Origin of the sequence: Rhodococcus sp. NBC_00294 (assembly GCF_036163995.1) — a bacterium.
Taxonomy (GTDB): Bacteria; Actinomycetota; Actinomycetes; order Mycobacteriales; family Mycobacteriaceae; genus Rhodococcoides.
Genome location: NZ_CP108043.1, coordinates 983,038 through 1,004,632 on the forward strand (window position 1 = coordinate 983,038; position 21,595 = coordinate 1,004,632).

A 21,595-nucleotide genomic window follows, 5' to 3' on the forward strand; every position below is an offset into this window, starting at 1 on the left:
CTGCGCTGCTGCGCCCCATCGGAGCTGCGCTCCCAGGGCGCGCGAGGCGCCCGCGGTACGGCGTCCCGTCGCCCGTGAGGAATGCTCCCCGTCATCGAGAATCCTTACTGTTCGTCGGCGGGATCCGGTTGGCCCCGGAACCGGTGCCACAACCGTCGGCCCGCGAGCAGCAGCAGGAGCGCACCGGCGCCTGCTGTGATGATCGCCAAAGCACGACCGTACGCATTGGACCGCACATTGACGGTCGCAGCCTGCCCGAGTCGCGTCCCGTCGGTGGTGCTCAGGGAGAACTCCACCACCATCTTGCGCGAATCGCTCACTCGAGCGGGGATCTGCAGAGAACGACTTCCCCGTGGGGGCAGCTGCTGCGGGCCGATGTTCTCGATCTGCATCGCGTCGGGCGCGTCGACCGCCAGGTCGACGGTGATGCCGATGGGCAGATCGTTCCGCGCGACCAACAGCAGCGGGCTGGCCTCCGAGGCGAGGGTGAAGACACCGCCGGGCGCGAGGATCGTCACGGATCCGTACAGCCGGTCCAGGCCGGCGGCAACGTCGGCGGCACGGCGGCGCGCGGCCTGTTCCGACTCCCCGCGCTGCCCGCCCCGACGATCCGACGTGGTCATCGCCCGCAGGAGATCCTCCCGCAGCGGAGCGACATACAGCGCGGGCGAGATCGCGGCACGCGAATCGTCGATCAGCGCGGCCGCCAGCGCACCGATGCGGGCGTTCTGGGCAGCCACGACATCGCGGACATCGGCCGGTGCGCCGTCCTCCACGGCCGCGTCCGGGTAGTCCGACTCGGCCGCCTCCAGCGGAGGCGGGACCGCCAGCAGGTCGGACAGGGAGCGCGGCGTCGCGAGTCCGCTACGGAACAGGCCCGCGATGGTGCCGAGCACCGCGGAGGCCTCGTCGCGGTCGGGAGTCCAGGTCTGTGGCGGCGCGACGGTGAGTGATCGTGGGCCGTCCGTGGCAGCGACCGTGTCCGGGGCGCCGGCGTTCAGCGCGTCGAAGTGCAACGCGCCGAGCGCGTCCTGCAATCGGGCCGTGCGCGAGTCCTCGGCCACGTCGTACACCTGCTCACGCGGTGTCACGGACGGGGTCGTCGGGTGCTCGCCCACCGCGGACAGCGCGGTGGAGACCTCGGTGTCGTAGAGCGCGGCACGCAGCGGAGTGGTGCCCGCATCGGTCGCGAGGGTCACCGTGTCGGGCGTACTGACGGTCTGCACGGCGTCCTGTGCGAGCAGTGCGACCGTCCGGCCCGACGCCGCGACCATGGCCGCCCCCGCATCGTCGAGAGCACCCGCGTCCGGCCACAGGACGTCGCGGCGGGACGTGACTCCGAGGATCGAGTCGGCGACGTCCGCCGGCGTCGTGATCGCGGCAGAGGTCAGAACCGGGTCGGCCACGGCGGCGACGGCCGCGAGATCGGTCTGGGCGAACGGCACCGCGGTGACACACATCGAGGACGCGAGGGTGCGGACGCGATCGAGCCACGACGCGGCGGCGACGGCGCCGCTGCCCTCGGAGGCAGGGCCGGTGGGATCGGCCGGGTCGTCGACCACGAGGTAACCCCGCGTCATGCTCGAGACGGTGACCAGCAGGTCGGGATCGACGGCGAGACACGTCGAGGACGCGAGTGCGCCCTCGGTGTCGACGGTCGGTCCGGTCGCGAACTCCAGTGCCGACACCAGTCCTTCGAGTCGACCGCCGGCGGAGAGCGAGGCGGCCAGGTCGTCGTCGTTCAGTCGCACCTCCTCGTCGACGGTGCCGGGCAGGCCCGCCGCCAGGTGTGGGCGGTCGGCCAGCGGCCAGAGCAGCGTCGTGGCGACGGGGCGTCCCGTGTCCGGTGGAAGCGGAACGGCATCGGGAGCGGCCGGATCGAGCACCGTGGTGTCGCGCGGCAGACCCGCGACGGGAAGCAGGAACGCGGCGTCGTCGAGCCGTGCCTCCTGCCCGTACTCGGGGTTGCCGTTGACGTTCACCATCATCGGATAGACACCCGGCCGATCCAGACCCAGCGACGGTCCGGTGGTCGAGCGCAGCGGCAGGGTCAGCTCGAACGGCAGCGTGTCGCCGCGTTGCAGCGCGGTGTCCGATCCGTCGCCGGTGAGCGACTCGAAGGGCCCGACCGTGTCGAAGCGGTCCTGATCCTCGGTGAGAGAGGTCCGGAGCTCGTCGGCCGTGCGTACCGCGGGTGCTCGCTGCAGCCGGACCGAGATGTCGCTGACCGCGCGGTCCCCGACGTTGGTCACCGTTCCCGTGACGGTGACGACCGGCGCACTGCTGGTGGAGACGGTGGTCGGCGTGACCTCGTCGACGGAGATCGACAGGAACGTGCCGTCGATCGAGGTGTCCGGTGGCGCCAGCGTGGCCGTGGGCGACGGTGTGCTCCGCGTCGTGGTGGGGTCGCTGGGCGGGGTGGAGGGTTGCGCTCCCGCGGGGACGGTCAGCCAGGCGAGCACGGCGAGGATCGCCATGACCACGGCGAGGCGCCGGGCCGTCGGTGCGGACCGGGTCATTCGGCGGCGGGAAGGTCGGAGACCGGTCGGGATGGTGCGGGAAGGTCGGAGACCGGTCGGGGGGAGGCGGGAAGGTCGGAGACCGGTCGGGGGGAGGCGGGAAGGTCGGAGACCGGTCGGGATGGTGCGGGAAGGTCGGAGACCGGTCGGGGATTCTGCGTGTCGGCGGACTTCTCGCGCGCCATCGAGTCGATCATCTCGCCGGCTCGCTCGGCGAGTTTGCGCTCGTCGGCGTACGCGAGCCGGGAGTGCAGCTCGCTGAGCGGCACCCAGGCCACCTCGGTGACCTCGACGTCCTCGTCCGACAGTTCGCCGCCGAGGGATCGCAGCAGGTAGTGGTGGACGGTCTTGTGGACGCGTCGTCCCTCGGTCACGAACCAGTAGTCGATGCTTCCCAGGGGCGCGAGGACGGACCCGGTGATGCCGGTCTCCTCCTCCACTTCCCGCTCGGCGGTCTGCTCGGGCGTCTCGCCCTGCTCGATGTGACCCTTGGGCAGCGACCACAGCAGGCGGCCGCGTCGGTCGGTGCGACCGATGAGGGCGGCGCACAGTCCGTCGCGGGGTCCGTCGAGTCCGTCGACGACCAGGCCGCCGGCCGAGGTCTCCCGAACGGTGCGCAGTGTGGGTTTGTCGGCCCCTCGTGTTCCGGGGTCGGCGGCGGCACGAGGACGCCGTCGCACACCGCGACGTGTTCTCTTGGCTCGCTCGGCACCGGACACCCGATCGATACTAGTTCCGTCCGCCCTGCTCCCGGTGGGACGCACCGCGAAGTGCGCGCCTCGGTAGGGTGTGACGTCGTGCCTCCCCCGCCTGCCACCGATCCGGACCGCCGCGCACGGCTCCTCGCGTCGGGTGCCGTGGCCCTGCGCGCGCACGACGACATCCTCGGTCCACTGGGGTCGCTGTTCGCTGCGGCGGGCCACGAGTTGTACCTCGTCGGCGGGAGCGTCCGGGACGCTCTCCTGGGCCGCTTGAGCAGTGACCTCGACTTCACGACGAACGCTCTGCCCGAGCACGTGCAGGCGCTGCTGGCGGGCTGGGCCGACCATCAGTGGGACACCGGCATCGACTTCGGCACCGTCAGTGCGGTCAAGCACGGTCGGCAGATCGAGATCACGACGTTCCGGAGCGACAAATACGACCGGGTGTCCCGGAATCCGATCGTGCAGTACGGCTCGACGCTCGAGGACGACTTGGTCCGGCGCGATTTCACGCTCAACGCCATGGCCGTGCGGATCGGGCCGGACGGGGCCGGTCAGTTCGTCGATCCCCTGGGTGGCCTGGACGCGCTGCTCGAGGGAGTCCTGGACACGCCGACCACCCCGGAGGCGTCCTTCGACGACGATCCGCTCCGGATGCTGCGCGCTGCGCGGTTCGTCGCCCAGCTCGGCTTCACGATGCTGCCGCGGGTCCGCGCGGCGATCGAGAACATGGCGGAGCAGATCGACCGGATCACGGTCGAACGCGTCACCGCCGAGCTGGACAAGCTGATTCTCGGCGAGTTCGCCGTCGACGGCATCGACGCCCTGTGCGAGACGGGGATCGCGGCACGCATCCTCCCGGAGGTGCCGGCGATGACGCTCGAGATCGACGAGCATCATCAGCACAAGGACGTCTATCAGCACTCCCTCACGGTTCTGCAGCAGGCGATCGACCTCGAGGACGGCGATCCGGACCTGGTGCTCCGATGGGCGGCGCTGCTCCACGACATCGGCAAGCCCGACACCAAACGCAACGAGCCCGGCGGCGGGGTGAGCTTCCACCACCACGAGGTGGTGGGCGCCAAGATGGTGCGTCGCCGCCTGCGCGCACTGAAGTTCCCGAAGAAGCTGACCGATGACATCGCGCAGCTCGTCTTCCTTCATCTGCGTTTCCACGGCTACGGCAAGGGTCAGTGGACCGATTCGGCCGTGCGTCGTTACGTCACCGACGCCGGCGATCTGCTGCCCCGGCTGCACAAGCTGGTCCGCGCCGACTGCACCACCCGCAACAAGCGCCGTGCAGCGTCCCTGCAGGCGACGTACGACGATCTCGAGCGGCGTATCGCGGCACTCGCCGAGCAGGAGGACCTGGCCAGGGTGCGTCCGGATCTGGACGGCAACGCCATCATGCAACTGCTCGGCATTCCGGCCGGCCCGCAGGTGGGAGAGGCGTGGAAGTTCCTGAAGGAGCTTCGTCTCGACCGCGGGCCGCTCAGTCGTGAGGATGCGGAGAAAGAGCTCCTGGCGTGGTGGGCCGCGAGGTCCTGACGCCGATCCGGAGCGCGATCGCCGCTGCCGCCGCGTAGGCGACGACGCCGGCGATCACGCAGACGATGGCTGCGGACGTGTCGACCGCGGTCGACCCCGGACCGATCACGAGGGCCGCGCCCGCCACGGCGCCGACGAACGCCACGTTGAACACGGTGTCCTGTACTCCGAAGACGCGTCCGCGGGTGTCGTCGTCGATGTCCGTCTGCATGGCCGCGTCGGCGGTCAGCTTGACCGTCTGACCTGCGAACCCCAGGAGAAAGGCCGCGAGGATCAGCAGGTCCGGCACCAGCCCGACGACGAGGGTGGCCTGGGTGAGCGTGGCCAGGACCAGCGCACCGACCACTGTGCGCGTGCGACCGAGGCGCGGCAGGAGAACGGGCGTGCCGAGTGCGGCGAGGAACATGCCCGCCGCGGCGGCGCCCACCGTCAACCCGAAGCCCGCCACACCGCCGGGCAGGACGGACGAGCGCGCGCCCTCGCGCAGCACCAGCACCATCACGAGGGTGTCGATGCCGAAGGCAACCCGGTGGGCACCCACTCCCACCAGCGCGGCGGCGACGGACGGGGTACGGCGCACCGCGACGAAGCCGGACACCCAGTCGGCGAGAACGCGGCGGGTCGGGGCGGACACCGAGGCGGCGCCGGGACCCAGCCGTCCGGAAGCGAAGCCGCGCGCGAGGAGAGTCGCCGCGACGGCACCGACGGCGGACACGGCCGTCGCGAGGGCCGTGGCCCGATCCGACGGCCCGACGAGTCCGAGCACCAGGACAGCCACCGACGCGCCGACGGCGGAGACGACTGCGCCGACGGTGACCAGGGCGGCGTTGGTCGCGACGAGCGATCGCACCGGAACGACGTGCGGTAGCGACGCGGACAGGCCTGCGAGGACGAACCGGCTCACTCCGACGACGGCGAGGGCCGTGATCAGGACGGCCGTCGTCGAGGCGCCCGCGACGAGTTGCCCGGTGGCGCAGAGGATGAGGAGCGACTTCACGATGCCTGCGCGGGCGAGCACGGTCGCTCGATCGACGCGGTCGAGGATCCGCGCGGCGAACGGGCCGATCAGCGAGTACGGCAACAAGAGCACCGCGAAGCCGGCGGCGATCGCAGCGGGATCACCACCGCGCTGTGGGTCGAAGAGAATCGCGCCTCCGAGGGCGGCCTGGAACATGCCGTCGCCGAACTGAGAGGCGACACGCAGCGCGACCAGACGAGGTGCTCCGGGCTCGTGTCGGACGGATCGCAGCGCGTCGACGGCGCCGGTCCGCTCCGTTCGGGTCACGCGGGTGACACTAACCGCCGCCTCTGCGCGTCATCTCTCGCACTGTCGAGGCTGCCGGTGCCATGATGAGGAGGTGGCACACGCAGAAGAACCGGAGGACCGGACCGCGTCGGCCGATCAGGTGGTGCGGCCGGGATCGCTGCTGGTCTCGTCCACGGAACTCGTCGAACCGACGTTCCGTCGCACCGTGGTCTACATCATCGAGCACAATGACGCCGGCAGCCTGGGCGTCGTCATCAATCGGCCGAGCGAGACCGCTGTGCACAACGTGCTCCCGCAGTGGTCGGATCTCGCTGCGTCCCCGAAAGCGCTCTACGTGGGCGGACCCGTCAAACGCGACTCCGCACTGTGTCTGGCCACGCTGCGGTCCGGCGTGGACGTCGACGACGTGCGGGGCATCCGTCGAGTGGACGGCCGTGTCGTGATGGTCGACCTGGACTCCGACCCGGCTGCGATCGCCCCGCTGGTGGAGGGCATGCGCATCTTCGCCGGCTACTCGGGATGGACGCTCGGACAGCTCGAGGGAGAACTCGAGCGGGACGACTGGATGGTGGTGTCCGCGCTGCCGTCCGACGTCGTGGGCCCGCCGCGCGTCGATCTGTGGGCGCAGGTGTTGCGCCGTCAGCCGCTGCCGCTGGCGATGCTGGCGACCCACCCGATCGACGTCGACCGGAACTGAGACCGAAGTTCTCGTCAGTGGGCGAAGTGCCGAGCGTGCGAGTGCCCGTCGCCGTCGGTGGAGAGCGACGCCAGGACGGCGTCGATCGCTTCGCACAGCATCCTACCCAGGTCTGCCGAGAAGCCCTCTCGCACAACGATTCTCAAGACCGAGACCGACTCGGCACGGGCCGGCATGGTGTACGCGGGAACCTGCCACCCGCGGGCGCGGAGTTCGTGAGAGACATCGAAGACGGAGAAGCCGCAGTTCTCCCGCAGCGCGAATGCCACCACCGGGATGTCGGACCCGTCGGAGATGACGTCGACGTCGCCGTGCTCGCGCAGGTGGTCGGCGACGCGGGTCGCGGTCGAGCGCAGCGAGGTCATGACATCCGTGTAGCCGGCGCGGCCGAGGCGGAGGAAGTTGTAGTACTGACCGATCACCTGATTGCCCGGGCGTGAGAAGTTCAGGGTGAACGTCGGCATGTCACCGCCGAGGTAGTTGACGCGGAACACGAGGTCCTCGGGGAGGTCCTCCTTCTCGCGCCACACGACGAATCCCAGGCCCGGGTAGGTCAGTCCGTACTTGTGACCACTGGCGTTGACGGACTTCACGCGCGGCAACCGGAAGTCCCACACCAGATCCGGGTTCAGGAACGGGACCACGAAACCGCCGCTGGCACCGTCCACGTGGATGGGGACGTCCGGCCCGCCGGCCGCGGCGATCTCGTCGAGCACGGCCGAGATCTCCTCGACCGGTTCGAGTTCGCCGGTGAACGTGGTCCCGAGAATCGCGAGCACGCCGATGGTGTTCTCGTCGACGGCGTCGCGCACCTGGTCGGCCGTGACGACGTAGCGGCCCGGCTCCATGTCGAGGTACTTCCGCTCGACGTCGAAGTAGCGACAGAACTTCTCCCAGACCACCTGGACGTTCGTCCCCAACACGAGGTTGGGCCGACCGGTGTCCGCACCGGCCGCGGTCCGACGTGCGCGCCACCGCCATTTCAGTGCCAGACCGGCGAGCATGACGGCCTCGGACGAACCGATCGTCGAGACGCCCGTCGCGCTGGACGGATCGGTCGGGTCGAGCCCGGGCGCGTTCCAGAGATCCGCCACCATGTTGACGCACCGCTCCTCGATCGCCGCGGTGGCCGGGTACTCGTCCTTGTCGATCATGTTCTTGTCGAACGTCTCGGCCATCAGCTTCTCGGCCTCGGGCTCCATCCACGTGGTGACGAACGTGGCGAGGTTGAGGCGGGAACTGCCGTCGAGCATCAGCTCGTCGTGGATGAAGCGGTAGGTGACGTCGGGATCCATGCGGTCGTCCGGCAGTCGCAGCGCCGGAACGGGATCGTTGGCCAAGCGCCCGGTGTAGGCAGGAGAGATCGTTCCGTCGCGCGGGATTCTCGTCACGACGCCACGCTACTGCGGTGACCGGGGCGGTGCCTGTGAACTTCCGGTGTCATTCCAGAAGTGATGCGGCCACTCGCAGATCGGCGACGAGTGCGTCGAACGCGGCATCGCGTTCGTCGTCCGGCGCTCGGAGGACGGCCGACGGGTGCGCGGTGGCAACAGCTCTCGCCTCGCCCACCTCGAGGACGCGCCCCCGGTCGACACCGATCCGGAACGAGGTCCCCAGCATCGCCTGCGCCGCCGTCGCGCCGAGGAGGACCACGACGGACGGGTCGACGGCGCGGATCTCCGCCTCGAGCCACGGGTGACACGCGACGACCTCCGAGCGCAGCGGCTTCTTGTGGATGCGCCGCGGGCCGCGGTCGGCACGCGTGAATTTGAAGTGCTTGACCGCGTTGGTGACGTAGGTCAGCTCCCGGTCGATGTCCGCCTGCGCCAGAGCACGATTCAGGAGCGCACCCGCCGGACCGACGAAGGGCTGTGCCCGTCGATCCTCCTGATCCCCCGGTTGCTCGCCGATGAGCATCATGCGAGCGGACGGGGTGCCGGCTCCGAACACCGTGTTCTCCGCGGGCTCCCACAGGTCGCATCCCCGGCAACTGCGGGCGGCGTCGGCGAGAACGCGGAGATCGTCGGACTCGGGCACGAAGGTGCCTGCGCCGGGAAACTTCGGGGCCATGTCTTCGGTGGTACCCGCCACGGACCCGGTGACACCTGTTTGGCACCCCCCACGGCCGGGGCATGCCACGGCGATGACCGACCAGTACACGTTCACCGATCCCGTCACCCAGTACCGACAGGACGGGTACCCCGAGCAGCACCAGGATCCGCCGGGCCTCGCCGCGGAACTCGAGCCCAAGGCCGACCACGGTGAGGGCAGCTACCGCGGCACCGGCCGGCTGACCGGGCGCAAGGCACTGGTCACCGGTGCGGACAGCGGCATCGGCCGCGCCGTCGCCATCGCGCTGGCCCGCGAGGGCGCCGACGTCGTTCTCAACTACCTGCCGTCGGAGGAGAAGGACGCGCAGGAGGTGGCCGACCTGGTGCGCACCGCCGGGAGGACCGCGGTACTCGCTCCCGCCGACCTCACGGACGAGTCCGCGGCTCGCGGCATCGTGCGCACCACCGTCGAGAAGTTCGGTGGCATAGACCTTCTCGTGAACGTCGCCGGCAAGCAGCAGTACGTCGAGAAGCTCGAGGATCTGAGCCCGGAGCAGTTCGACGCCACGTTCAAGACCAACGTGTACGCGCTGTTCTGGATCATCCAGGAAGCGGTTCCGCACATGCCGGCAGGATCGACCATCGTCAACACCAGTTCGATCCAGGCGTACACGCCGTCACCGGGACTCGTGGACTACGCGACGACCAAGATGGCGATCAACACGATGAGCAAGGCGCTGGCGCAGCAACTCGCTCCTCGTGGGATCCGCGTCAACGTCGTTGCTCCCGGTCCGTTCTGGACGCCCCTGCAGGCGTCCGGCGGACAGCCCACGTCGGCGCTGCCCGAGTTCGGCCAGGAGACGCCGCTCGGTCGTGCGGGTCAGCCCGCCGAGTTGGCCGGTGCCTACGTGTACCTCTCGTCGGCCGAGTCCGGGTACGTCACCGGCGACACGCTGAACGTCAACGGCGGCATGCCGACGCCGTAGTCGCCCGATCGTGGACTTCCGGCCCCGCATTCCGGGGTCGGGAGTCCACGATCACCGGAGCTCTCAGGCCTACCCTGGTGACATGACCGACTTCTCGTCCGACCAGGCCGCGTCGTTGCCCGATGCGGAGGTACTCGATCTCGTCGTCGCGCTCACGAGTGCCCGCCCGGCGCTGCGGGCGGTGTACGACGCCGCCGTGGCTCTGACTCCCGAGGCGTCGGTCGACCCCGACATCATGCCGCGCACGCCGTCGGTGTCCGACATCCCCCAGGTTCCGACGGACCCGGGTTTCACCGACGCCGGTGTCCCCACGTTCGACGCGGTGCGAGAGCGAATCGACGGGCGTTCGGGGCGTGCGGTGGGGTCCACCGAGCTGGATGCCGAGAGCGCGGTCGGCCGAACCGAGGCGGAGAAGTTCGCCGAGCGGGAACGCGCCGGCAAGGCGCGCCTGGACGAGATCAGGAAGTCGATGCAGCGTCCCTGATCGCCTCGCGCTCGTAGCGGCCCGCCAGGACGGCGCACACCACGAGTTGGATCTGGTGGAAGACCAGCAGGGGCAGAACGATGACCCCGACGGGTTGCCCCACGAACAGCACCGACGCGATGGCAATGCCGCTGGCCAGGCTCTTCTTCGACCCGCAGAACACCACGACGATGCGGTCGGCGCGAGACATGCGCAATGTTCGCGCGATCCCGGCTGTCGCCGCGAGAACAACAGCGAGCAGTGCACTGCACAAGACCACCACTGCGACGATCTGCCACGGCGTCGTGGCAGCCCAGACTCCCTCGACCCGTGACGCACTGAATGCGGCGTAGACGATCAGGAGGATCGATCCGCGGTCGACGAGCAGCGTGGTGGACCGATGCCGCTCCACCCGTCCTGCGAGCCATCGCCTCGCGCACTGTCCGGCCACGAACGGGAGCAGGAGTTGGAGCATGATGTCGACGATCGATCCGGCATCGATGCTCGCACCGCCCGTCGTGCTCATCAGCAGGACCACCAGCAGCGGCGTCGCGAACACTCCGATGATGTTGGACAGCGACGCGCTGACGACGGCGCCGGCGACGTTGCCGCGGGCGATCGAGGTGAAGGCGATCGACGACTGGATCGTGGACGGCACGAGGCAGAGGTAGAGCATCCCGGTGTACAGATCGTCGGTCAGCAGTCCCGGCGCGAGCACCCGTACGCCGAGCCCGAGGAGCGGGAACAGCAGGTACGTGCAGGCGAGAACCACTCCGTGCAGCCGCCAGTGCCGGACGCCGTCCATGGCGTCGCGAGGGGACAGTCGAACTCCGTAGAGGAAGAACAGCAGCGCGATACCGACAGTGGTGACCCACGACAGCACGTCGGCTGCGGTGCCCGAGACCGGGAACACGGTCGCCGCGATAGCGGCAGCGAAGATCGCGAGGACGAAGCCGTCGAGCGCTCTGATGGTGCCTGTCAGGGAGAACGCCACGTCAGGACGGCTGGCACGCGTCCTTGAGGCTGCACGAGATGCAGCTGTGGCCGCATCCACCGGTCTCCTCGACCGGCACTGCGGCCGCGGCGCGGGTGCCCATGGCACCGCCGTACGCAGCGGTGACGAGCGCGGCGACGGTGGTCAGCACGGCGGCGACCACGCCGAAGATGCCGCCCGGCGCGAGGGTCGCCACTGCGCCGACCAGCAGGAAGACCGCGGCGGCGGCCGTCGTCGGGCCGGCGACTCGGTTGGCGACGGTGAACGTCTCGTCCGAGCGCATGCTCGCTTCCGTTCGGACTCCGGCGACGGAGTTGCGCTTCAAGCGGCCGGTCAGACCGAGGAACGCCACCGCGCCCAGCGCCACGGCGCCGACGAGGAGTACGAGCAGAAGGATCACGGACACGACAATCACGAGCACCACTTTACGGCGTCGTGGCCGGGCGTCCGCGTGCGGATCGTCACGCTTTACGCTGGTCGGGTGAGTGAACACGGCGACACCTCCCCCGACACGACCCCCGGCCACCGCTACACGGCGGATCTGGCGGGTTCCCTCGAGTCGCGCTGGCAGGAGCGGTGGGCCGCCGAGGGGACGTTCGACGCACCCAATCCGGTGGGCGAGCTCAGCACCGGCGATCCGGTTCCGACCGACAAGTTGTTCGTGCAGGACATGTTCCCGTACCCGTCCGGCAGCGGTCTGCACGTCGGCCACCCGCTCGGTTACATCGCGACGGACGTGTTCGCCCGCTACCACCGCATGCAGGGCCGCAACGTGCTGCACACGCTGGGTTACGACGCCTTCGGCCTGCCCGCCGAGCAGTACGCGGTGCAGACGGGAACGCACCCGCGCACCACCACCGAGGCGAACATCGCCAACATGCGCCGGCAGCTGGGGCGGCTGGGACTCGGTCACGACACCCGCCGCTCGCTCGCCACGACGGACGTTGACTTCTATCACTGGACGCAGTGGATCTTCCTGCAGATCTTCGATTCCTGGTACGACACCGAGGCCGGTAAAGCACGACGGATCGTCGAGCTCGAGGAGGAATTCACCTCCGGTGCTCGGACTCTGGACGACGGGCGTGCATGGGCCGATCTCTCGGTCTCCGAGCGTCGCGACGTCATCGACGGTCATCGTCTGGTCTACCAGTCCAACTCGCTGGTCAACTGGTGCCCCGGTCTGGGCACCGTGCTGGCCAATGAGGAGGTCACCGCCGACGGTCGCAGCGACCGCGGCAACTTCCCGGTGTTCCGGAAGAACCTGCGCCAGTGGATGATGCGGATCACCGCATACTCCGACCGGTTGATCGACGACCTGGATCTGCTCGATTGGCCGGACAAGGTCAAGACGATGCAGCGCAACTGGATCGGGCGCTCCCGCGGCGCCGAGGTGACGTTCGTCGCCGGTCTGCCGCACGGGTCCGGCACCGCCGACATCGACGTGTTCACCACCCGCCCCGACACGCTCTTCGGCGCCACCTACGTGGTGCTGGCACCCGAACACCCGCTGGTGGACGACATCACGGCGGCGGCATGGCCGACGGACACCGACGAGCGCTGGACGCACGGTGAGGGAACTCCCGTGCTCGCGGTCGGTGCCTACCGTCGTGCGATCGCAGCCAAGTCGGACCTCGAGCGCCAGGAGAACAAGGAGAAGACCGGTGTGTTCACCGGCGCCTTCGCCGTCAACCCCGTCAACGGCGCGTCGGTGCCGGTCTTCATCGCCGACTACGTCCTGACCGGCTACGGCACCGGTGCAATCATGGCCGTCCCGGGTCACGACCAGCGTGACTGGGAGTTCGCCACGAAGTTCGGACTGCCTGTGGTGCAGGTGATCTCGGGTGGCGCTGTCGACGAGTCCGCGTGGACCGGCGACGGCGAGCTGATCAACTCCGATTTCCTGGACGGCCTCACCGTCGACGCGGCCAAGGCGCGTGTCATCGAGCACCTCGAGTCCGAGGGCCGCGGCAGGGGCACCATCCAGTACAAGCTGCGCGACTGGCTGTTCGCCCGTCAGCGGTACTGGGGCGAGCCCTTCCCGGTGGTGTACGACGCGGAGGGCAAGGCGCACCCGTTGCCGGATTCTGCTCTGCCGGTGGAACTTCCGGAGGTGGAGGACTACGCACCCGTGTCGTTCGACCCGGACGACGCGAACAGTGAGCCGTCTCCCCCGTTGGCGAAGGCGACCGACTGGGTGAACGTCGAGCTCGACCTGGGCGACGGGCTGCAGACGTACACGCGCGACACCAATGTCATGCCGCAGTGGGCCGGTAGCTCGTGGTACCAGCTGCGCTACATCGATCCGACCAACTCCGAGCAGATGTGCGCTCCGGAGAACGAGGCGTACTGGATGGGACCGCGCCCCGACGTTCACGGCGAGAACGACCCCGGCGGCCTCGACCTCTACGTCGGCGGCGTGGAACACGCTGTGCTGCACCTGCTGTACGCGCGGTTCTGGCACAAGGTGCTGTTCGACCTGGGGCACGTCAGCTCGAAGGAGCCGTACCGCCGCCTGTACAACCAGGGGTACATCCAGGCGTACGCGTTCACCGACGCGCGCGGCGTCTACGTCGCGGCCGACGAGGTGGAGGAGCGCGACGGCGGGTACTTCCACGACGGGCAGCCCGTCACTCGTGAGTACGGGAAGATGGGCAAGTCCCTGAAGAACTCCGTCTCCCCCGACGAGATCTTCACCGAGTACGGCGCGGACACCCTGCGCATGTACGAGATGTCGATGGGTCCGCTGGACACGTCCCGGCCGTGGGCGACCAAGGACGTCGTCGGCGCGCACCGTTTCCTGCAGCGCGTCTGGCGTCTGGTGGTCGACGAGGAGACCGGCGCCGTCCGGACCACCGACGCGACGCCGAGCGACGCCACGCTGAAGGCTCTCAACCGGACCGTCGAGGGTGTCGACGCGGATTACGCTGCGCTGCGCGACAACACGGCCGGCGCGAAGCTCATCGAGTACACCAACCACCTCACGAAGGAGTACCCGCAGGGCGCACCTCGGGACGCCGTCGAGCCGTTGGTGCTGATGCTGGCTCCTCTCGCACCACACATCGCCGAGGAACTGTGGAACACGTTGGGACACAGCGAGTCACTGGCTCACGGTCCCTTCCCCACGGTCGACGAGAAGTGGCTCGTGGACGACACGGTGGACTACCCGATCCAGGTCAACGGCAAGGTGCGCAGTCGTATCACGGTGGCGGCCGACGCGTCCCGCGAGGACGTGCAGGCGGTGGCCCTGGCCGACGAGAAGATCGTCGCGCTTCTCGACGGCAAGGATCCGAAGAAGGTCATCGTCGTGCCGGGCAGAATGGTGAACATCGTTCTGTAGCTCGGGAAGTCTCCACCTCCCCCCCGGCGTACTCGCGGGGAGGAGGCGGGACCGACCTCACCACACCAGGTCGTCGGCTCCCTCGATCTCGCGCCAGTCGACGGGCCGGACGCCGGGAACCAGGGCGAGGCGATCGGCCGCCGTCAGCTCGGCCATCGCCAGGCTGGTCGCAGCGGCGATGTCGGTGATCGGCACCTGATACGTGCGGTACGCCCCGAGCGGAGGGATGTCGCTCGCCAGGACGCCGCGTTCGAGAATGGGTGCCAGCGACTCCGACTGGTCGAGCACGTAGCCGGTCGCGGCGAGCACGTCGTTCTGCCACCAGGCCGCGATCTTGAAGAAGCGCCGCGGGATCGCGACACCGCGGTAGACGGGATCGTCCTCGGCGAACACGCAGCCGCTGAAGACGGAGATCGTCTGCCCGTACGTCCGCGCGTGCTCGAGCACGTAGTCCTCGAGGCCCAACCACAGTTCCTTGGACTGGTTGAGTGTCGCCGTCTGCGGTCCGCACACGGTGTAGTGGAAGGTGTCCTCGTTGGCCTGCTCCGCGACGTCGAGCGTGCCCCACACGGGATCGCGTCGTCGTACGAGGTGCCCACGGTCGATGTCGTTGTTCGCGTACAGCTCCGGGCCCGCCTGCGCGGTCGCCGGCAGTCGCGGATCGAGGCGCCAGTCGTCGCCGCGGTCCACCTCCTGCAACGCGCCGCCGTCGATGTTCACCGCGGTCACGGCGGCGAGGCGCCGTTCGGGGTCCATCGACACGGAGAAGTGCGTGTAGGTCAGGACGGTCAGGTCCGGCCGGGCGGGGAGCGGCAGCGGGGTGGTGGACAGGAAGGTCTCGTCGTATCCCATGCCGTCATTCAGCCACGGTGGGGTGACACGGGGGTGAACACCCACGAACCCCCCGCGAGTACGTCCTGACTGTCGTGATCAGCAGCTGGATCACGACACTGTCGACGTACTCGCGAGGGGTGAGGGGTGAAGCGGGGTGCTCTAGAAGTCCACCTTCGCCCGCGACCGCACCTTCGTCACGATGGAGAAGACCACCGCGATGACCATCAGTGTGTACAGGACGACGGTGATGCCACTGCCGACGAGGACGGAGACGTCCCCCTCACTGACGGCCAGGGCTCGTCGCAGCGAATCCTCGGCGAGCGGTCCCAGGATGACGGCGATGAGCACCGGCGCCAACGGGATTCCGAACCGGCGCAGCATGAATCCGATGATGCCGAGTCCGAGCATGGCGATGAGGTCCACGATCGAGGCGCTCACCGCGTAGACGCCGAGCGAGGCGAACACGGTGATGCCGGCGTACAGGTAGTTCTTGGGGATCTTGAGCAGCTGCGCCCACAGGGGGGCGAACGGCAGGTTCAGGATCAACAGGACCACCATGCCGACGAAGAGGCTGGCGAGCAGTGCCCAGACGACCTCACCGTTGCGCTCGAACAGCAACGGTCCCGGTTGGATCCCGTACTGCTGGAACGCTGCGAGCAGGATCGCTGCCGTCGCCGACGTGGGGAGCCCGAGGGCGAGAAGCGCACCCATCGCGGTACCGGCGGTGGAGTTGCCGGCGGCTTCCGGTCCGGCGACGCCGCGGATCGCGCCCTTTCCGAACATCGGGTTCTTGCTGCGTCGGTCCAAGCGGCGCTCGGTGCCGTAGGCCAGGAAGCTCGGCACCTCGGCGCCGCCGGCGGGGATGACGCCGAAGGGAACACCGAATGCGGTGCCGCGCAACCATGCAGGCATCGCTTCGCGGAACTCTGCCTTGCTCAGGAAGGGTCGACCCTTCGACGGGATCAGCGTGGTGTCGTCGGGCTTGCCGATCTTCGAGGCGATGAAGATGACCTCGCCGAGGGCGAGCATCGCGACGGTGATGACCACCACGGAGATGCCGTCGAACAGTGCCGGTACCTCGAACGTGAACCGTGATGCGCCGGAGGGTCCGTCGATACCGATGACGGCGAGTGTCAGGCCGATCAGCAGTGCGCTCAGACCCTTGAGGACGGAGTCGGACACCACTGCGGACGTCGCGATGAAGGCGAACACCGCCAGGGCGAAGTACTCCGCGGGTCCGAAGTTCGTGGCCAGGTCGGCGAGCGTCGGGGCGAAGAACACCACGAGGGTGGTGGCGATGATGCCGCCGATGAAGGCGCCGATGGCGGAGGTGGCCAACGCTTGTGGGGCGCGGCCGTTCTTCGCCATGCGGTGCCCCTCGAACGTTCCCGCGATCGCCGTGCTGTTTCCGGGGGTGTTCATGAGGATGCCGGAGATCGAGTCACCGAACAGGCCGCCGAAGTAGACGCCGGCGAACATGATGAGCGCCGAGGTGGGCTCGAGGGTGAACGTCACGGGCAGGAGCAGGGCGACAGCCATGGCCGATCCGAGTCCGGGGAGGACACCCACCGCGGTGCCGAGCAGGGCGCCGACGACGACCCACACGATGTTCATGGGCGTCAGCGCGGTGCCGAAGCCGTCGATGAGATTGGAGAGTGCGTCCATCAGAACACCGCCGCGAGGATGCCGCCGGGCAGCGTGAGCCCGAGTCCACCGGAGAAGACCAGCTGAACGATGGACGACATGACCAGCGCCACACCGGCGTCGAAGACGTACCGGGTGCCGCCGAGTCCGATCGAGACGCCCCAGAACAGCAGCGCACCGGCGAGAACCCATCCGAGCGGATTCAGCAGGGCGATGAACAGGGCGATCGAGCCGACGGTGATGCCGACGGAGCGCCAGTTGGACACGGTTCCGGTGTTGGGCTCGCCGGCCTCGTCGACGCCGAGGTCGACCTCGTCCGGAGTGCGCAGCAGTTGAACCGCGACGAGCACGGCGATCACGAAGCACAGTCCCGCGATGATGGCCGGGAAGACCTGCGGGCCGGGCGATGTCGCGGTGTCGGGTACGTCCATGGTGACGGTGCCGTAGATCAGGAACAGGCCGAGGGCGACGAGAAGCCCCGACACCACCAGTCCGCTCCGGCCGTGGAGGAAACCACGATCGGTATCGGGCGGCGACTCCACCCGCGTGGTCGAAACACTCTCACTCATACCAGGCCCAACTCTCGGAGGATGTCGGTGATGCGGGTCTGTTCGACCTCGAGGAAGTCACCGAAGTCGTCCCCGGTGACGAAGGACGGCTTCCATCGGTTGCGCTCGATGGCGGTGTCCCACTGTTCGGTCTCCTGCATCTCGGTGACGATCTCGATCAACGTCTGTCTGTCGGTGTCCGAGATGCCGGGAGGTGCGACGAATCCGCGCCAGTTCACCAGGTCGACGTCGTACCCGAGTTCCTTGAACGTCGGGGTGTCGATCCCCTCGACGGGCTCGGGTGCCGCCACCGCGAGGGCGCGGACGTTCCCGGATTCGATCTGATCGCGGAAGTCGTTGTATCCACTGACGGCGATGCCGACGGTGTTGGACAACAGCGAGGTCAGCACCTCACCACCGCCGGAGAACGCGATGTAGTTGATCGCTGCCGGATCGATGTCGACCTGCTGTGCCAGCTGGCCGGAGACGATGTGGTCGATACCGCCGAGCGAGCCGCCGCCGATGGGGAGACCGCCGGGGTTGGCCCGCCATGCGGCGATGAAGTCCTCGAGGTTCTGGTACGGCGAGTCTCGCGGTACGACGAAGACCTCGAAGTCCTCGGCCATCTTGGCGATGGGCACGGTGTCCTGCAGGGTGATGTCGGAATCGTTGATCGCGATACCACCGAGCATGACCGTGCCGGTCACCATGACCGTGGTCGACTGGCCCGTGAGATTCTCGAGCTGACTGAGCCCGATGGTCCCGCCGGCTCCGGGGACGTTCACCACCTGGGCGTTGTTCACGATGCCGTCGGAACGGAGTGCTTGCTGCGACTCACGCGCCACCAGGTCCCATCCACCTCCCGCGGCGGCGGGAGCGATCAGGGTCAACTTGGCGCGGGCGTCGGATCCGCTGGCGCTGCCGGCCGCGTCGATGCCGGCGACGGCGACGACAGCGACGACAGCGAGCGTGCCGAGCGCGCGCTTCACTGTGATCTGCATGGGCACGACAACTCAGGAGTGGTTTCGGTCACATCAGGAGGCTAGGTTCTGGATGTCCGAATAGTCCAGGGAATCCGAGTTGTGGCCATAGTGTGCACGGACGAATACCGCGAAACGTACGTCGCCGCGACGGAATCTCGGTGAACCTGGAGTCTCCCCGATGTGAAAGGCACCGTCATGACCGTTGCAGTAGCGATGAATTCGACACCCGAAGGCCGTGAGGCGCTCGTGCAGGGACAGGCGGAGGCGACGCTGAGGGAAACCGATCTCGTCGTCCTGTCGGTGATCGACGCCGATTCGGTCACCACTGCCCACCGGGACGCAGCCGAGGCGCAGGCACGCCAGGTATTGGGAGAGAACTCGTTCACGGTGCGCGTCGAACCCGACGGCGGCGATCCGGCGGGGGCTCTCGTCGATCTGGTCTCGGATGTCGGTGCCACGCTGGTGATCATCGGATCACGTCGCCGAAGCGCGGTCGGGAAGTTCCTGACCGGCAGCACGGTTCAGCGCGTGTTGCTCGACAGTCCGGTCCCCGTGCTGGTTGTCAAGGCGAACGAGCACTGAGTCACGCTCGCCCCTGATTCCCGATCACCTTGTGCGCAGGACGATCTCGGTGGGATGCGCATCGGCAGGGGTGTCCACGGCCTGGCGGACGGCGCGGGCGACGGTCTCGACGGTGAGGTACTTCGAGGCGTCGTACTCGTCGCCCTCGCCCGCGACGATCGCGCGCTGCATGTCGGTGTCGATGCGCCCCGGGTGGACGGACGTCACGCGCAGGGTCGGCTCCTCGAGGCGCAGTGCGTCGCCGAAGGCCCGCAGCGCGAACTTGCTCGCGGCGTAGGCACTCCACCCCGGGTTGGCCCTGATGCCGGCGCCCGAGTTGATCAGCACGACGTGGCCGCCGGCTGCTCGGAGCGCGGGCAGCAGGAGGCGGGTGAGCTCGGCCACCGCGAAGACGTTGGCCTCGAACGTGTGTCGCCAGTCCGCGAGCGTCAGCGTCTCCACCGTGCCGAGGTCGGCGACGCCCGCGTTGTGCACCAGGACGTCGAGGCTCGTGATGTCCGCGGTGGCCGCGGCGAGAGCGTCCGCATCGGTGAGGTCGACGGGCCACGGCCTCGCGCTGATCAGTTCGTCGGAGATGCCCGCGACGGAGTCGGCCGTCGATCCCCCGACCCAGACGTCGTGATCGGCGGACAACAGGCGAGCGATTCCCGCTCCCAGTCCGCGGGCGGCTCCGGTGACGAGTGCTGTGCGTGGCATACAGCGAGGCTATCCGGCGCCCTTCTGGATGTGCGTCCGCATGTCGGAGTACGCCCTCGCGAAGGTCGCGACGTCGTCGCCGGTGAGGACGTCGAACATCGACGCCCGGACTGCGCCGACATGGCCGGGGCTCGACGCCGCGAGCTTGTCCATACCCGCGTCGGTGAGTTCCGCGAGCATCCCCCGACGGTCGTCCTCGCACTCGACGCGGACGACCCAGCCGGCGTCGACGAGTCGGGTGATCGCCCGGGTGACGCCACTGCGGGTGGTGGTCACCGCATCGGCCAGGTCGCGCATCCGCATCTGTCGGCCGGGTGCCTCCGAGAGCACGACGAGCAGCTCGAAGTCGGTGAAGGAGATCCCGGAATCGCGCGTGAGCTGCCGATCGAGCGTCTGCATCAGCAGACGCGTCGCGTCGAGGTACGAGCGCCAGGCGCGCTGCTCGTCCTCGGTCAGCCACTGAGTCATGACACGAGTCTACCCAAGTAGTTGACAGCGCAACCATGTGCGGTACTGTTCTCGGTAGTTGACAACGCAACGATTCGATCGAAGGCGGAGACGATGAGCATGACAGCCGACGAGCAGCAGCGCTCGGACGAGTTCGAGGCCCGGCGCGACCGACTGCGGGGCCTGCACCTGCAGCCTGCGGAGTCCCGCCCGACGTCCTCGGCGCGCGGACTGCACCACACCGCGCTGATCAGCAGCGACGTCGAGCAGACCATCCTGTTCTACCAGGGTGTGCTCGAGTTCCCGCTGACCGAGTTGATCGAGAACCGCGACTACCCCGGCTCGTCGCACTTCTTCTTCGACATCGGGAACAGCAACCTCCTCGCCTTCTTCGACTTCCCCGGCCTCGACGTCGGCCCCTACGAGGAGGTGCTCGGCGGACTGCATCACGTGGCCATCAGCGTGGAACCCGACCGCTGGGAACACCTGCGCACCAAGCTGACGGATGCGGGCGTCGAGCTCACGGAGCACAGTGGAGTCTCGATCTACTTCCGTGATCCCGACGGTGCACGCCTCGAACTCATCGCCGACCCGCTGGGCGAGATGTACGGCCACCACGTTCTCTGAGTCCGAATCACCCCCGAACCACGTCCCTCTTCCGAAAGGTCACTCATGACGAAGCTCGCGATCCTCTACTACTCCTCCACCGGCCACGGCACCACGATGGCGGCCGAGCTCGAGAAGGCCGCTCAGGCGGCCGGCGCCGAGGTGCGCGTCCGGCACATCGCCGAGACCCGTGACCCGGCCACCTTTGCCGAGAACCCCGCCTGGACTGCCAACTACGAGGCCACCAAGGATCTGCCGGCCGCCACCGGTGACGACATCGTGTGGGCCGACGGCGTCATCTTCGGCTCGCCGACCCGTTTCGGCAGCGTCGCGTCCCCGTTCCAGACCTTCTTCGACACGCTCGGTGGCCTGTGGGCCCAGGGCAAGCTCGCCGACAAGGCCTACGCCGCGTTCACCTCGAGCCAGACGGCCCACGGCGGCCAGGAGACGACCATCGTCAACCTGTACACCTCGCTCATGCACTTCGGCGGCATCCTCGTTCCCCCCGGCTACACCGACGGACTGAAGTTCGCCGACGGCAACCCCTACGGCGTCGGCCACGTCACTGGACCCGACAACCAGAACGAACTGGACGACGCGACCCGCGCCGCCCTCGGACATCTCGCCACCCGCGTCGTCACCATCGCGGGCAAGCTCGCTCGGTAGTCTCACTGTCCATCCCGAGAAGGGAC

21 protein-coding genes are annotated in these 21,595 nt (G+C 68.6%); 8 read left to right on the forward strand and 13 right to left on the reverse strand.

Annotated elements, in window-relative coordinates:
* Nucleotides 1–104: 104 nt before the first annotated feature.
* On the reverse strand, nt 105–2,519 hold the full coding sequence (locus tag OHB23_RS04650) for a DUF6049 family protein (protein ID WP_328810976.1): 2,415 nt from the start codon (nt 2,517–2,519) through the stop codon (nt 105–107).
* Nucleotides 2,516–3,238 carry an NUDIX hydrolase gene (locus OHB23_RS04655; RefSeq protein ID WP_328810977.1) on the reverse strand — a complete coding sequence of 241 codons (723 nt, stop codon included), beginning with the start codon at nt 3,236–3,238 and terminating at the stop codon, nt 2,516–2,518. Before OHB23_RS04655 ends, OHB23_RS04650 begins: the two co-directional genes overlap by 4 nt.
* Nucleotides 3,239–3,316: 78 nt before the next feature.
* On the opposite strand from OHB23_RS04655, the gene OHB23_RS04660 reads away from it, so the two are divergent.
* The gene (locus tag OHB23_RS04660; protein WP_328810978.1) at nt 3,317–4,768 is read left to right on the forward strand and encodes a CCA tRNA nucleotidyltransferase; all 1,452 of its coding nucleotides are present in this window, start codon (nt 3,317–3,319) and stop codon (nt 4,766–4,768) included.
* Here OHB23_RS04660 and OHB23_RS04665 read toward each other — a convergent pair.
* Nucleotides 4,713–6,053: an MFS transporter gene (locus OHB23_RS04665; protein WP_328810979.1), complete on the reverse strand. Its 1,341-nt coding sequence runs from the start codon at nt 6,051–6,053 to the stop codon at nt 4,713–4,715. The genes OHB23_RS04660 and OHB23_RS04665 overlap by 56 nt on opposite strands.
* Nucleotides 6,054–6,126: 73 nt before the next feature.
* Here OHB23_RS04665 and OHB23_RS04670 point away from each other — a divergent pair, with 73 nt between their 5' ends.
* Entirely contained in the window at nt 6,127–6,732 is a 606-nt protein-coding gene (locus tag OHB23_RS04670; protein ID WP_027505973.1) for a YqgE/AlgH family protein, read from the forward strand.
* Between the two features lie 14 nt (nt 6,733–6,746).
* Here OHB23_RS04670 and OHB23_RS04675 read toward each other — a convergent pair whose 3' ends face one another.
* A complete protein-coding gene (locus OHB23_RS04675; RefSeq protein ID WP_328810980.1) occupies nt 6,747–8,123 on the reverse strand; it encodes a glutamate decarboxylase in 1,377 nt (458 codons plus the stop codon).
* A gap of 49 nt (nt 8,124–8,172) precedes the next feature.
* Nucleotides 8,173–8,802 (reverse strand): UdgX family uracil-DNA binding protein, encoded by a 630-nt coding sequence (locus OHB23_RS04680; protein ID WP_027505975.1) that lies wholly within the window; start codon nt 8,800–8,802, stop codon nt 8,173–8,175.
* A 73-nt stretch (nt 8,803–8,875) separates the two neighbouring features.
* Between OHB23_RS04680 and OHB23_RS04685 the strand changes: the two genes are divergently transcribed.
* Entirely contained in the window at nt 8,876–9,769 is an 894-nt protein-coding gene (locus tag OHB23_RS04685; protein ID WP_204869424.1) for a glucose 1-dehydrogenase, read from the forward strand.
* 82 nt (nt 9,770–9,851) lie between these two features.
* Nucleotides 9,852–10,253, forward strand: coding sequence for a hypothetical protein (locus OHB23_RS04690; RefSeq protein WP_328810981.1), 402 nt, complete (start codon nt 9,852–9,854; stop codon nt 10,251–10,253).
* Here OHB23_RS04690 and OHB23_RS04695 read toward each other — a convergent pair.
* A complete protein-coding gene (locus OHB23_RS04695; RefSeq protein WP_328810982.1) occupies nt 10,228–11,226 on the reverse strand; it encodes a bile acid:sodium symporter family protein in 999 nt (332 codons plus the stop codon). The two genes, OHB23_RS04690 and OHB23_RS04695, sit on opposite strands and share 26 nt — an antisense overlap.
* Nucleotide 11,227: 1 nt before the next feature.
* On the reverse strand, nt 11,228–11,641 hold the full coding sequence (locus OHB23_RS04700) for an SdpI family protein (RefSeq protein ID WP_027505979.1): 414 nt from the start codon (nt 11,639–11,641) through the stop codon (nt 11,228–11,230).
* Nucleotides 11,642–11,707: 66 nt separating this feature from the next.
* Between OHB23_RS04700 and leuS the strand changes: the two genes are divergently transcribed.
* Nucleotides 11,708–14,563, forward strand: a complete 2,856-nt coding sequence (gene leuS / locus OHB23_RS04705; protein ID WP_328810983.1) for a leucine--tRNA ligase — start codon at nt 11,708–11,710, stop codon at nt 14,561–14,563.
* Nucleotides 14,564–14,620: 57 nt separating this feature from the next.
* Here leuS and OHB23_RS04710 read toward each other — a convergent pair whose 3' ends face one another.
* From OHB23_RS04710 to OHB23_RS04725, 4 genes are all read right to left on the reverse strand, one after another.
* Nucleotides 14,621–15,415 carry a DNA/RNA non-specific endonuclease gene (locus tag OHB23_RS04710; RefSeq protein ID WP_328810984.1) on the reverse strand — a complete coding sequence of 265 codons (795 nt, stop codon included), beginning with the start codon at nt 15,413–15,415 and terminating at the stop codon, nt 14,621–14,623.
* Between the two features lie 141 nt (nt 15,416–15,556).
* Entirely contained in the window at nt 15,557–17,062 is a 1,506-nt protein-coding gene (locus OHB23_RS04715; RefSeq protein WP_222646446.1) for a tripartite tricarboxylate transporter permease, read from the reverse strand.
* A complete protein-coding gene (locus OHB23_RS04720; protein ID WP_328810985.1) occupies nt 17,062–17,610 on the reverse strand; it encodes a tripartite tricarboxylate transporter TctB family protein in 549 nt (182 codons plus the stop codon). Before OHB23_RS04720 ends, OHB23_RS04715 begins: the two co-directional genes overlap by 1 nt.
* A complete protein-coding gene (locus tag OHB23_RS04725; RefSeq protein ID WP_231476358.1) occupies nt 17,607–18,590 on the reverse strand; it encodes a Bug family tripartite tricarboxylate transporter substrate binding protein in 984 nt (327 codons plus the stop codon). The genes OHB23_RS04720 and OHB23_RS04725 overlap by 4 nt, the downstream gene beginning before the upstream one ends.
* A 177-nt stretch (nt 18,591–18,767) precedes the next feature.
* On the opposite strand from OHB23_RS04725, the gene OHB23_RS04730 reads away from it, so the two are divergent.
* Complete coding sequence (locus tag OHB23_RS04730) at nt 18,768–19,154, forward strand: universal stress protein (RefSeq protein WP_328810986.1); 387 nt, start codon at nt 18,768–18,770, stop codon at nt 19,152–19,154.
* Between the two features lie 24 nt (nt 19,155–19,178).
* On the opposite strand, the gene OHB23_RS04735 is transcribed toward OHB23_RS04730, so the two are convergent.
* The gene (locus OHB23_RS04735; protein ID WP_027505985.1) at nt 19,179–19,850 is read right to left on the reverse strand and encodes an SDR family oxidoreductase; all 672 of its coding nucleotides are present in this window, start codon (nt 19,848–19,850) and stop codon (nt 19,179–19,181) included.
* A 9-nt stretch (nt 19,851–19,859) separates the two neighbouring features.
* Nucleotides 19,860–20,318 (reverse strand): MarR family winged helix-turn-helix transcriptional regulator, encoded by a 459-nt coding sequence (locus tag OHB23_RS04740; RefSeq protein ID WP_328810987.1) that lies wholly within the window; start codon nt 20,316–20,318, stop codon nt 19,860–19,862.
* A 99-nt stretch (nt 20,319–20,417) separates the two neighbouring features.
* Here OHB23_RS04740 and OHB23_RS04745 point away from each other — a divergent pair, with 99 nt between their 5' ends.
* Entirely contained in the window at nt 20,418–20,924 is a 507-nt protein-coding gene (locus OHB23_RS04745) for a VOC family protein (protein ID WP_027505987.1), read from the forward strand.
* Nucleotides 20,925–20,969: 45 nt separating this feature from the next.
* Complete coding sequence (gene wrbA, locus OHB23_RS04750; RefSeq protein ID WP_027505988.1) at nt 20,970–21,569, forward strand: NAD(P)H:quinone oxidoreductase; 600 nt, start codon at nt 20,970–20,972, stop codon at nt 21,567–21,569.
* Nucleotides 21,570–21,595 lie beyond the last annotated feature (26 nt).